Below are 13,312 nucleotides of genomic sequence, written 5' to 3'. Positions count from 1 at the left end.
AAGCTTATGCATCATCAATTGGAAAAACATTATGTGAATAGGGTCGGTTGGCTTCGTGCTGCGGTTTTAGGTGCAAATGACGGATTATTGTCTACCACAAGCATCGTCATTGGTGTTGCTGCAGCCAATCCCGACAGAAATACCATTATTCTTGCCGCTTTAGCAGGAATGATCGCCGGAGCGATGTCTATGGCAGCAGGGGAATATGTGTCGGTAAGTTCACAGGAAGACACCGAAAAAGCTGATCTTTTAAGAGAAAAACGCGAGCTTGAAGAAATGCCGGAAGTGGAGTTGAGAGAATTGGCAAAGATCTACGAGAGACGCGGTGTAAGTAAAGAAACCGCTTTGAAAGTAGCTACCGAACTTACGGAGCACGATGCTTTGGCAGCGCACGCTCATGATGAGTTGGGAATCAATGAAATAACACAGGCAAAACCTTTGCAGGCTGCATTTGCATCATTCGGTTCGTTTGCTTTGGGCGCATTGCTGCCTTTTGCGGTTTCACTTTTAGCTCCGATTAAACAAATGGTTTACTTTCAGTATGGATTTTCTATCATTTTCTTAATGATTTTAGGAGCCATTTCAGCAAAAACAGGCGGTTCAAAAATCGGAATTGCCGTTCTGAGAATCTGTTTCTGGGGAACGGTTGCCATGGGAATTACTGCTTTGATAGGGCATCTTTTCGGGGTGACGGTTTCGTGAAATTTTGTATATTTTAAATGACTGATGAAAATAAAATTTTAATTCAAAAACTAATATTGATTATTATTTTTATTTCAAACAATATTTTAGCAATAAATTAGTTAATTATTTATTTAGCTGTAAATGTTGAGACAATATTGTTTTTGGTTACTAATTTTCTGTACTATTACGGCTCAAAATAATTTTACATTCATCAATGATAATTATAGCGGAATCAATTCTGCAATATTATCACCAACGCAACCTTATCTTAATCCTAATCCATGGGACTCTAATTTGATCTCAACTGATGTTTTTTTTCAGAATAATTATGCTTATATCTCTCAGCAAAGTATTTTGGGTTTGTTAAATACGTCAATAAAAACAGCTAGTCCAAAGCGAGGCATAAGCGGCGAAAATCAGCCTAATGTTCTTGATTTTTACAATAAGGATAACGCCAATTTTCTTTTTAATTCTGATATACTTGGCCCATCTTTTTCGCTGTCTGCAAACATCAATGATAAAAAGTATGTATTTGGATTATTCAGCCGTTTGAGAACTCAGGCTTCGGTTTTGGATTTTGATAATTATTTACGATTTAGTAACAAAATGATTTCCCAGCCTCTTTTGTATGAGGTGCATCCGTTTGCAACACAGGTTATGAACTGGAACGAAATTGGCCTTAACGCCGCCACCAGAATTTTTTCCTATTCCGATAAACAATGGATTCTTGGTGTGAACTTAAAATATGAAATAGGTTTGGATGCGGCTAATATCATCAATCATCAGAATATAAAACTAACCACAACAGAGCCTGCTGCAGGAGAAGATCCTGAGAAAAAAAACATATATGCATCGGATTATGATATCACGGCAAGTTATGTCACTAATTATAATTTTAAAACCAATCGTTACGAATATAAACAAAACGGAACAGGTTTAGGTCTGGATCTCGGAATAACTGTTATAGACAAGGGCTTGCGGGAAGACGAATATAATTATAAACTTTCATTTGATATTGTTGATCTTGGTTATGTTAATTTTAAGCAGGGAATTAACCATGCTTTTGTCAATGGTAATACGGTCTGGCTACAAAACAACCCCAATCTTGAAAACCAAGTATTTGAAAATCCTGAAGAATATCTGAAATTACTGAGTCGGGAAGCGTACGGCGATGAGAACAAATCCTTTGCAGGCTACGGTTTTAGAATCGGGTTGCCAACTAGCATTAACTTCAATTACAGTCAAAGAATTAAGGAAAATCATTTTATCAACTTCAATTGGATCCAAAGAGTTCCGGTTTTTGAAAATTCGGTAAAGCGAAATAATGTTTTCAATGCTAATTATTCCGTTCAAAAAGCATTTTTAGGCTACGGAATTTCTACAACTTTGTCCGAATATAAAAATCTTCAGTTTGGTGGCTATTTCAGAATCGGTCCATTGATTCTCGGAAGCGAAAATGTGTTTCCATTATTGTTCAAACAAAAACAGCTTCACAACGCTGATTTTTATATGGCAATCAAGCTCTATCCGTTTTGGGATAATGATCTGAAACGGCACAGAAGACAAAAATGTGATTGCGAAAAGTGAAAATATTGTATCTTTAGTACATAAAAATTGTTTTATAAATAAAATCAAAGGCTCAGGAATATCCTGAAAAGATTCTTTTCTGTATAAGAATCTAATTCTTTATGTCAAAAATTTATAAAATGAAAAAATGAAAAATCCTAAAATAGCTCTTATCGGAGCAACCGGAAAAGCCGGTAAGTATATTCTTTCAAAACTTCTTGAACGTAATTATCAGGTCAAATTATTACTCAGAAACCCAGAAAATTTTCAAATCCAAAATCCCTTAATAAAAATTATAAAAGGAGACGCAAGAGATTATGATTCAATTGAAAAATTAGTTGAAAATTGTGATTTGGTAATCAGCACTCTTGGACAGCCAAAAGGTGAAAAAACGATTTTTAGCGATGCTACTTCTAATATTATTAAAGCTTTTTGTAATAAAAAGGGACGTTATATATTAATAACAGGATTAAGTGTAAATTCACCTTTTGATAGTAAAAATGAAAGTGTAATTGCAGCTACAAAATGGATGCATGAAAACTACCAGGAAACTACTTCTGATAAACAAAAAGAATATGAGATTTTATCAAAAAGTAATTTGGATTGGACCGTTCTCAGGCTTCCTTTGATTGTACAGACAGATGTAATTTCCAAAATTGGAGCATCGATTGAAGATTGTAAAGGAAGATCTGTGAGTGCCTCCAGTTTAGCTGAGTTTATTTCAAATGAAATTGAAAATGAGGAATATATCAGGAAGTCTCCTTTTGTATTCGATATTTGAATGATCTAAAAAAACGCCAAAGCATCAACTTTGGCGTTTCTTATATTTAATTAAAATGATTATTTAACGATTTTCATTTCGTTGATTAACCATTTTGCATCTGCATATTTATCAATTACGAAAAGAATATATTTTGTATCAACCATGATATTTCTGCATAATCTAGGATCATAATTGATGTCGCTCATTGTTCCTTCCCATTGTCTGTCAAAGTTAAGCCCAATCAGGTTTCCGTTAGCATCCAAAGCGGGACTTCCGGAGTTTCCGCCGGTAGTATGATTGGTAGCTGTGAAATTCACCGGAACATCGCCTGTTTTATCTTTATAGATTCCATAATCTTTGGTATTATAAAGATTGATTAGTTTTTTTGGCAGATCAAATTCATAATCTCCGGGAATATATTTTTCCATTACGCCCGCAAGATGCGTTTGATAACCATAAGTTACGGCATCTCTTGGATTGGAGCCCCTTACCTTGCCATAAGTTACCCGTAAAGTAGAGTTTGCATCCGGAAAAAACTTTCTATCCTTATCTGTTTCCATTTGTTGCGCCATGAATTTCTTCTGCAAAGCATCTATATCAGTCTGCAGCGCAGTAACCTGCTTATCTGTAGTTTCAAGATAAGACGTTTTGAAGGCTCCAAACATTTGAATCAGCGGATCTTTTTTTAGATTTTCAACCAATGTTTTTTGATCAGCAAAAAGCTTATCCATATTTTTGGCGACATTATTATCGTCTTTTGTTCTTCCTGTGATCATCGAGATTTTAGACACATTGTCCATCATTCCGAGATTTCTGGTCTCATTTTTCAATTGGTCGAAATCTTTCGGAAGAAATTTGGCTTCAGTTTTATTTGCGTATAATGCAAGGATCTTGGCAGTAACTTTTGCGTCCAGTTCTGCATCATAGTCTTTGTAAATATCTGCTAGTCTCGCTTTTAGAGCATCAATATTTTTAGCATCCATTTTGCCGGCTTCATAGCTCTGGATATAGTTGTTAAAAAGCCCTGCAAGTGTAAAGGTATCCGAATTTCTTACAATCTCAGAATAATAAGCTCTGTGAAGATTGTAAGGCGCTTGTTCATTATATTTTTGAGTTAGCTGATCAATGGTTGTTTTGATTCCCGGGTTTTTAGAGATCAGCATCTGCTCGTATTGCTTTTTCTTCTCAACAGCATTGGACTTTTTAAGGCCTTCCACTTCTCCGATCCATTTTTTCCAATAGTTGGCTACTCTTGCATATTTTGAAGCATATTTAATTTTTGTTGCAGGATCCACTCTCATTTTTTCATCCAGTGTTTTGAGAGCAATATCACGAACTGCGATCATTGCAGGATCTGTCTCCAGCATTATTTTTTCTACAGCAATAGCAGGAAGATATTCGGTTGTTCTACCCGGAAATCCAAATACGAAAGTGAAATCATCTTCTTTTTTATCTTTGATAGAAATTGGTAAAAAATGTTTCGGCGTGTAAGGAATATTATCTTTGGAATATTCTGCCGGTTTGTTGTTTTTATCGGCGTAGATTCTAAACATCGAGAAATCTCCTGTGTGCCTTGGCCAAACCCAATTGTCCGTGTCAGAACCATATTTTCCGATAGAAGAAGGTGGAGCACCTACCAGACGGATGTCTTTGTACGTTTCTATAACAAAAGCATAATACTTGTTACCATAATACATCGGCCTTACGGAAATCGTCTGATAGGATTCTATTTTCTGCGCTTTTTTGTAAGCATCGATGTTGTCATTGATTTTTTTTGAAAGATCAGCGCCTGAAAGATTGTCTGTCCCGGCAAGTATATCTTTTGTAACTTCCTTGATATCGGTAATGAAATCAACGGTCACACCGGGATTTGGCAATTCTCCATTCATGTCTTTTGCCCAGAAACCATTTGTGAGCAGGTCGTTTTCGACAGTAGAATGAGATTGAATATTATCATAGCCACAGTGGTGATTGGTTAATAACAGTCCTTTTCCCGAAATGATTTCCGCAGTACAACCACCATCGAATTGGACTACAGCATCCTTAATACTTGCTTTGGTCGGATCAAAAATATCTTTGGCAGAAATTTTCATCCCGAGTTCTTTCATTTCTTTTTCATTAACTTCTGTCGGAATCCACATTCCTCCGTATTGCTGAGCGAATGTCATTACTGTTGACAAAGCAAAAGCTGATAAGAGAATTCTTTTCATTTCAAACTTTTAAAATTTCACGAATTTAATTAAAATTTTTGGAAGAGATGATTTGACTCCGTTTAATTTTTGGACAAAAAAAATAGAATCTGTTTTTAGATTCTATTACAATTCCGAGTCAGTATTTTTAACATATAATCTGTCAGCTACATATTCGATTTTTGTTTTACCGTGTGGCTTTGGCAATCCATCTTCGCCAAGCGCTACAAAAACTAATTTGTCAATCGTAATGATTTTTTGATGCGTCATTTTATTTCTTACTTCGCATCTTAGTGTCAAAGAGGTTCTACCAAATTCCACGGCTTCGATCCCAATTTCTATAATATCGCCTTGTTTAGCAGAACTTACAAAATTGATCTCAGAGATATACTTTGTTACAGCCCTTGAATTTTCTAACTGGATAATTGCATAAAGCGCCGCTTCTTCATCAATCCATTGGAGAAGCCTACCTCCGAAAAGCGAATGATTTGGATTAAGGTCTTCCGGTTTTATCCATTTTCTGGTATGATAATTCATCATAATTCTGGTGTATTTTAACTTGGTGCAAAGGTAAAATTTATTAAGGATTTTCATGGTTATAATTCATAGAAAACATTCATGATTAAATTAATTTTTTGAAATATTAATGTAAAAATTTTTGGTTGAATTTTTGATTCCCTAGATTCTTAGTATTTTTGTAAAAATTTTTAGAATGTCAAAAGTGAAAATTGGAACAGTTCAGATGTCTTGTGTTGCCGATAAGCAAACCAATCTGAATAAAGCCATTGAAAAAATAAAAGAAGCGGCTGCTAAAGGTGCTCAGATTGTTTGTTTACAGGAACTTTTCACATCACTGTATTTTTGTGATGTAGAAGATTACGATAATTTCGAGCTGGCAGAACCAATTCCTGGCCCTTCAACAGAGGCATTATCGCCAGTTGCAAAAGAACTGGGTGTTGTGATTATTGCTTCGTTATTCGAAAAAAGAGCACAAGGTCTTTACCATAATACAACGGCCGTTATTGATGCCGACGGTACTTATCTTGGAAAATACCGTAAAATGCATATCCCGGATGACCCGGCTTTTTATGAAAAATTCTATTTCACTCCAGGTGATTTAGGCTACAAAGTTTTTCCTACCAAATTTGGAAAAGTCGGCGTGTTGATTTGCTGGGATCAATGGTATCCGGAAGCGTCGAGAATTACTGCTTTAATGGGTGCTGATATTATGTTCTATCCAACGGCTATAGGCTGGGCAACAGACCAGGATGAAGAAACCAATCAAGACCAATATAATGCTTGGCAGACAATCCAACGTTCTCATGCAGTTGCCAACGGAGTTCCTGTCGTTTCTGTAAATAGAGTAGGCTTTGAGCAAGATGGTGCTATGAAATTCTGGGGTGGAAGCTTTGTAACCAATGCTCAAGGAAAGCTTTTATATCTTGGTTCTCACGATAAGGAAGAAGTGGTTGTCACAGAAGTTGACCTGGCTCAAACCGATTACATGAGAAAGCATTGGCCTTTTCTAAGAGACCGAAGAATTGAAACTTATTCGCCGATTACAAAACGTTTTATTGATGAGGATTAATGGTTATAGATAAAAATTTTAATCCGTTAGAAAATGGATATACTTTCCCAGCAGAATGGGAAGAACACGAAGCAACTTGGCTTTCCTGGCCTCACAAAGAAGAATCCTGGCCGGAAAGAATCGATTTGATTTATCCTGCTTACGCACAATTCATTGCTGAATTGACAAAGGGCGAATTTGTTTGCATCAATGTAAAAGATCAGGAAATGCAGGCTTTCGCAATGGAACATATTTCAAAAGCAGGAGCGGATATTTCCAAAGTCGAATTCTATTTCCACGAAACCAATGATGCATGGTGCAGAGATCACGGACCGGCATTTTTAGTGAATAAAAATGGGGAAGAACCTCAAAAAATTATCGTTGATTGGGGATTCAATGCGTGGGGAGGAAAATATCCGCCATTCGAACTGGATGATGTAATTCCGACCAAAATTGCTGAAGAAAAAGGACTGCCGGTTCTTTACCCAGGAATTATTATGGAAGGCGGTTCGGTCGAGTTTAACGGTGCCGGAACCGTTTTAACTTCAAAGTCCTGTTTGCTCAATAAAAACAGAAATCCACATCTATCGCAGGAACAAGTGGAAGAATTTTTAAAAAAATATTATGGACAAAAACAGGTCCTTTGGGTAGATGACGGAATTGTTGGTGATGATACAGATGGTCACGTGGATGACACAATTCGTTTCGTCAATGAAAATACGGTTCTGACTGTCATTGAAGATAATCCGGAAGATGACAATTATGAGATTCTCCAAACCAATCTTCGTCAGCTTCAGGAAATGACCTTGTTGAATGGCGAAAAGCTGAACATCATCCAATTGCCAATGCCAGACCCGGTTTATTGCGACGGACAACGTTTGCCAGCTTCTTATGCTAATTTTTACATCGCCAATAAGTCGGTAATCGTTCCGACTTATAGATGTGATAAGGACGCAGTAGCTTTGGAAATCATCCAGAAATGTTTTCCTGACAGGAAAGTTGTGGGAATAGATTCAACTGACATTATTTGGGGATTGGGAAGTTTCCATTGTTTGAGCCAGCAAGAGCCTTTGGTATAAATTTAGGTCCGCTAAAAGCGGATTTTTTATTTGAAATTATGAGCGAAATTAATACTACGGATTCAGTCAAAAAGATATTACCATTTATTTTGGCAACTGCTATTTTTATGCAGATGCTGGATTCTACAATTCTTAACACTTCCTTACCTTCGATTGCTCGGGATTTGCAGGAATCTCCGCTCAATATGCAGAATGCGATTGTCAGTTATGTGTTGACTTTGGCTTTGTTTATGCCGGTAAGCGGTTTTTTAGCAGATAAATTTGGAACCAAGAAAATTTTTATTTTATCCTTAGTGCTCTTTTCTCTTGGATCATTATTTTGTTCATTATCTCAGAACCTTACGCAATTAGTTATTTCCAGGGTCATTCAAGGTGTTGGTGGTAGTCTGATGACGCCTGTGGGAAAACTGGCATTGATTAAAACTTTTGATAAAAGCGAATTGCTGAAAGCGATGAATTACGCAATTGTTCCTGCATTGATTGGACCAATTCTCGGACCTGTGATTGGAGGTTACATTGTGGATTATCTTTCCTGGCATTGGATTTTTCTAATCAACATCCCCATCGGCATTTTGGGCATTATTTTGAGCTTCAAATGTATGCCCAATTACAAATCTCCCGTTATCGATTTTGACTTAAAAGGTTTCTTGATATTTGCAGCAGCTTCTCTTTTGCTTTCCATTTCATTAGAATTGCTGGGAAATACTAAAAACATTACTCCTATTTTATTGATTTTGATGTTAGGATTTCTGATGCTGTTTTATTATTACAAACACGCTAAAACTGATAATAATCCTATTTTTCCGCTTAATCTTTTTCAGGTTCGCACATTCAGAGTTGGGATTTTAGGTAACCTGGCGACAAGGTTGGGAATCAGCTCTATTCCGCTTTTGGTTCCGCTAATGATACAGATTTCCTACGGCCAATCGGCACTAACATCGGGTTGGATTGTAGCACCAATGGCTCTCACGGCCATGTTTGGAAAATCTTTTGTCATTGGGATATTAGATAGATTCGGTTATCGTAAAACATTGATGACCAACACGTTTATCATCGGGGTTTTGATTTGTTGTCTGGCGATTCCGGATGTCAATAGTTCGATTTATTGGTTTGTACCTATTCTTTTGATAATGGGATTTTTCAACTCAATTCAGTTTACATCTATGAACACTATTTCCATTGCTGACCTCAGAACCTATCATACCAGTAGCGGAAATTCTTTGGTTTCTGTTAATCAGCAGTTCGCAGTTGGATTTGGAATCTCTTTCGGATTGATTGTCCTGAAGCTTTTCGAGGGTGATACTTCCTTCATCCACAACGAAACACACAATGCATTCCGATACACGTTTCTGATTGTAGGTTTTCTTACCATATTTTCAGGATTTGTTTTCAGAAGATTGCATTCCAAAGATGGAGAAAATATGAAATCAGCTTAATAATATTTAATGAATTTTTCAAAACTAATTAACTCTGACATTCAAAACTATATCAATCAAAATCTCAATTCAGATTTAACTAAATTATTGCTGAAAAAATCGCCGTTTCCAGATATTTCGATACAGCAAATTGTACAACAAATCAAAGGCAGAAAAATAGCAGAAAAGAAATTTCCATTCCTTGCAAAAGAAGGAATCATTTTCCCTCCAAATCTCATTCTTGAGCAAGCTTCATCTCAATCAACCGCAGAATACAAAGCTCAAAATCTTAAAGGAAAATCTTTTCTTGATTTAACTTGCGGATTGGGGATTGATGCTTATTTTTTATCGAAGAATTTTGATGAAGTTACCTTAATAGAGCAAAATCCGGAATTGATTTCCATAGTTGAGCATAACTGGAAAATATTACACAGAAAAGCAAATTTTATCAATGAAAATCTGGAAACATTCTTAGAAAGTCTTCGAGAACCTCAGACTGACAATTTTACTAATTTTGATTTGGTTTATCTCGATCCGGCAAGAAGAGATCAGCAAAACAAAAAGAAATTCCTGCTTGAAGATTTATCCCCGAATCTCTTGAAAATTGAAGAAAAATTAAAATTAATTTCAGATAAAACTATTGTCAAACTATCGCCATTAATTGATATTTCTTATCTCATTTCGGAATTAAAAAATATTACTGAAATTCAAATTATTGCGGTTAAGAATGAAGTGAAAGAACTTTTGTTAATTATTGACAAGCAAGATGCAAGTTGCGAGTTGCAAGATGTTTCAATTCGGTGTGTTAATTTGGAATCTAATGAAGAAGAATTTTGCTTTAATTTCAATGACGAAAGATCAGCAAAGTCAGAATTTTCAGAAAGTCTGAATTTCCTTTATATTCCTAATAATTCAATTCTGAAAGCTGGAGCCTTTAATATGATTTCAGAAAAATTTGGGTTGAAGAAACTGCATCCGAATACGCATTTTTACACTTCAAAACACAAAATCGAAAAATTTCCGGGGCGTATTTTACAAATAGAAAAAATAGATGCTAAAGATTTAAAAAAAGGAGAGAAGTATAATATTGTTTCCAAAAATTATCCTTTGAAACCGGAAGAAATCAAGAAAAAATATAAACTGAATGACGGTGGAAATCACTACCTGATTTTCACACAATCAGTTAAAGGCAAAGAAATTCTGAAGAGCCTTTAAATTAATCTGCTGATTAACAAAGCTTTAATTAGATGTTAATTATTTAGCCTTATTTTTAAAAATAATTGAATCTAAGTTCATCTTCCCATAAAATTTCACTACATTTGCACGCGTAAAAAATGGATATGCAAAACATTAGAAATATAGCGATTATCGCACACGTTGACCACGGAAAGACAACTTTGGTCGACAAGATTATTCACGCAACAAACATCTTCAGAGAGAATCAGGAGAGCGGTGAGTTGATTATGGATAACAATGATCTGGAGAGAGAAAGAGGAATTACGATTCTTTCAAAAAACATCTCTGTTAATTACAAAGACGTTAAAATTAACGTTATCGACACACCTGGTCACGCCGATTTTGGTGGTGAGGTAGAAAGAGTTCTTAAAATGGCTGACGGTGTAATTTTGTTGGTTGATGCGTTCGAAGGACCAATGCCACAAACAAGATTCGTACTTCAAAAAGCTTTGGAACTTGGTTTAAGACCTTTGGTTGTTATCAACAAAGTGGATAAGCCAAACTGTCGTCCGGACGAGGTTCACGATCAGGTTTTTGACTTGTTCTTCAACCTGGATGCAACCGAAGAACAGTTGGATTTCCCAACGTTTTATGGTTCTTCTAAACAAGGTTGGTTCAACACTTCATTAGAGCAAACAGATAATATTTTCCCTTTATTAGACGGGATTTTACAATACGTTCCGGAACCGAAAGTAACTGAAGGAAGTCTTCAGATGCAAATCACATCATTAGATTTTTCTTCTTTCTTGGGGAGAATTGCCATCGGCAAAGTAACAAGAGGCGAAATCAAAGAATCGCAATGGATCGGTTTGGCGCAAGCAGACGGAAAAATTGTGAAAGGAAAAGTAAAAGAACTTTATGTTTTCGAAGGCCTTGGAAAGAAAAAAGTAACCGAAGTTGGTGCAGGCGATATCTGTGCTGTGGTAGGTTTTGACGCATTCCAGATTGGTGATTCTTTTGTTGACCTGGAAAATCCTGAGCCATTGGAAAGAACAGCGATTGATGAGCCGACGTTGAATATGACGTTTTCTATCAACAATTCGCCTTTCTTCGGTAAAGATGGTAAGTATGTAACTTCTAACCACTTAAAAGAAAGATTAACTAAAGAATTAGAGAAAAACTTGGCATTGAGAGTTCAACAAACTGATGATGCTAACACTTTCTTAGTTTTTGGTAGAGGTATTCTTCACTTATCGGTTTTAATTGAAACCATGAGAAGAGAAGGTTATGAGATGACAATTGGTCAGCCTCAGGTTATCTTGAAAGAAGATGAAAATGGTCAGAAATTAGAACCATACGAATCTTTGGTAGTTGACGTTCCGGAAGAATTTGCTTCAAGGGTGATCGATTTGGCAACTCAGAGAAAAGGTGACCTTCACATTATGGAAACTAAAGGTGAAATGCAACATATGGAATTCGAAATTCCTTCCAGAGGTCTAATCGGATTACGTTCTCAAATGTTGACAGCTACTGCCGGTGAAGCGATTATGGCACACCGTTTCACAGAATACAAGCCTTTCAAAGGTGCTATCCCTGGAAGAAATAATGGTGTATTAGTAAGTAAAGGAACTGGTCCGGCTACAGAATATTCTATCAACAAACTACAGGATAGAGGTAAGTTCTTTGTGGATCCGGGTGAAGAGATCTACACAGGTATGATTGTAGGTGAACAAAATAAACCGGGAGATTTGGTTGTAAATATTGTAGAAGCTAAACAGCTGAACAATATGCGTGCAGCCGGAAAAGATAAAGATACTGGTGTTGCACCGAAAATCCTGTTCTCTCTGGAAGAATGTATGGAATATATCCAGGCCGACGAAGCGATTGAAGTTACACCAAACTTCATCAGAATGAGAAAGAAAATCCTTTCTGAAGAAGAAAGAAAAAGATTGGAAAGACAAGCAAAAGCTTAATCTTATAAATTACCAAAGTCCTCAAATAGAGGACTTTTTTTTAGTTTAAATAAAACATTGATGAAACAATTCACCATAAAAATCACCTGTAAAGACGAAAAGGGATTGGTTTACAGAATCTCTGAAATTCTTTTGGAAAACGGACTCAATATTATCAAGAATGACGAATTCGTTGATAATGAAAAGTCCCAATTCTTTATGAGAACTGAAGTTGCCGGAATTGCCGAACCCGAAAAAGTTATTGAACAGCTCAAAAAACAATTAGATGATTGCTCAATCGAATTAAGCCAAAATCAATCTAAAAATGTAGTAGTTTTGGTGACAAAAGAACATCATTGTTTAGGTGACTTATTGATAAGAAATCAATTCAAAGACCTTAATTTCAATATTCTGGCGGTTATTGGAAATTATGAAAACCTGAGAGAATTGACGGAGAAATTCAATATTCCTTTTACTTATATCCCGGCAGAAAATATCACGAGAGAAGAGCACGAAGAAAAAATCAAAACAGTTCTTCAAAATTACAACTACGATTATCTTGTTCTGGCGAAGTTTATGAGAATCCTTTCTCCTGATTTTGTAAAAGATTTTGAAGGAAAAATTATTAATATTCACCATTCGTTTTTACCGGCTTTCATTGGCGCAAACCCTTATAAACAGGCATTTGAAAGAGGCGTTAAAATCATCGGAGCAACAGCACATTTTGTAACGAATGATTTGGATGAAGGTCCTATTATCTATCAGGATATTATCAAAGTCAGTCATTCCAAAACTGCTAAAGATCTGGCTAAAATGGGAAAAGATGTTGAAAGAATTGTTCTGGCAAATGCACTAAAATTGGTTTTCGAGGACAAGGTTTTCATTGACGGTAACAAAACCATTATTTTTGAATAAAAAGTT

11 protein-coding genes are annotated in these 13,312 nt (G+C 35.9%); 9 read left to right on the top strand and 2 right to left on the bottom strand.

Annotation, left to right across the window (positions count from 1 at the left end):
• Window positions 1–6 precede the first annotated feature (6 nt).
• From QOL71_RS02665 to QOL71_RS02655, 3 genes are all read left to right on the top strand, one after another.
• Window positions 7–702 carry a VIT1/CCC1 transporter family protein gene (locus tag QOL71_RS02665; RefSeq protein ID WP_002978596.1) on the top strand — a complete coding sequence of 232 codons (696 nt, stop codon included), beginning with the start codon at window positions 7–9 and terminating at the stop codon, window positions 700–702.
• 123 nt (window positions 703–825) lie between these two features.
• Entirely contained in the window at window positions 826–2,271 is a 1,446-nt protein-coding gene (locus QOL71_RS02660; protein WP_283415423.1) for a hypothetical protein, read from the top strand.
• A gap of 127 nt (window positions 2,272–2,398) precedes the next feature.
• Complete coding sequence (locus QOL71_RS02655) at window positions 2,399–3,031, top strand: NAD(P)-dependent oxidoreductase (protein ID WP_283415422.1); 633 nt, start codon at window positions 2,399–2,401, stop codon at window positions 3,029–3,031.
• Between the two features lie 59 nt (window positions 3,032–3,090).
• Here the strand turns inward: QOL71_RS02655 and QOL71_RS02650 are convergent, their stop codons facing one another.
• Window positions 3,091–5,223: a S46 family peptidase gene (locus QOL71_RS02650; protein ID WP_283415421.1), complete on the bottom strand. Its 2,133-nt coding sequence runs from the start codon at window positions 5,221–5,223 to the stop codon at window positions 3,091–3,093.
• Window positions 5,224–5,328: 105 nt separating this feature from the next.
• Window positions 5,329–5,739, bottom strand: a complete 411-nt coding sequence (locus tag QOL71_RS02645) for an acyl-CoA thioesterase (RefSeq protein WP_283415530.1) — start codon at window positions 5,737–5,739, stop codon at window positions 5,329–5,331.
• Window positions 5,740–5,914: 175 nt separating this feature from the next.
• Between QOL71_RS02645 and QOL71_RS02640 the strand changes: the two genes are divergently transcribed.
• From QOL71_RS02640 to purU, 6 genes are all read left to right on the top strand, one after another.
• Window positions 5,915–6,790: a carbon-nitrogen hydrolase gene (locus tag QOL71_RS02640; RefSeq protein WP_283415420.1), complete on the top strand. Its 876-nt coding sequence runs from the start codon at window positions 5,915–5,917 to the stop codon at window positions 6,788–6,790.
• Window positions 6,790–7,848 carry an agmatine deiminase family protein gene (locus QOL71_RS02635; protein WP_283415419.1) on the top strand — a complete coding sequence of 353 codons (1,059 nt, stop codon included), beginning with the start codon at window positions 6,790–6,792 and terminating at the stop codon, window positions 7,846–7,848. Before QOL71_RS02640 ends, QOL71_RS02635 begins: the two co-directional genes overlap by 1 nt.
• 38 nt (window positions 7,849–7,886) lie before the next feature.
• On the top strand, window positions 7,887–9,284 hold the full coding sequence (locus QOL71_RS02630) for an MFS transporter (protein ID WP_283415418.1): 1,398 nt from the start codon (window positions 7,887–7,889) through the stop codon (window positions 9,282–9,284).
• Between the two features lie 9 nt (window positions 9,285–9,293).
• Window positions 9,294–10,478, top strand: coding sequence for a class I SAM-dependent methyltransferase (locus QOL71_RS02625; RefSeq protein ID WP_283415417.1), 1,185 nt, complete (start codon window positions 9,294–9,296; stop codon window positions 10,476–10,478).
• Window positions 10,479–10,603: 125 nt separating this feature from the next.
• Window positions 10,604–12,412, top strand: coding sequence for a translational GTPase TypA (gene typA / locus QOL71_RS02620; RefSeq protein ID WP_283415416.1), 1,809 nt, complete (start codon window positions 10,604–10,606; stop codon window positions 12,410–12,412).
• Between the two features lie 60 nt (window positions 12,413–12,472).
• Window positions 12,473–13,306: a formyltetrahydrofolate deformylase gene (gene purU / locus QOL71_RS02615; protein WP_283415415.1), complete on the top strand. Its 834-nt coding sequence runs from the start codon at window positions 12,473–12,475 to the stop codon at window positions 13,304–13,306.
• The last annotated feature ends 6 nt before the right edge of the window (window positions 13,307–13,312 follow it).

The organism is Epilithonimonas pallida (genome assembly GCF_900182975.1).
Taxonomy (GTDB): Bacteria; Bacteroidota; Bacteroidia; order Flavobacteriales; family Weeksellaceae; genus Epilithonimonas; species Epilithonimonas pallida.
Note: the sequence above shows the minus strand (reverse complement) of the source record. Positions and strands in the feature narration are given on the sequence as shown.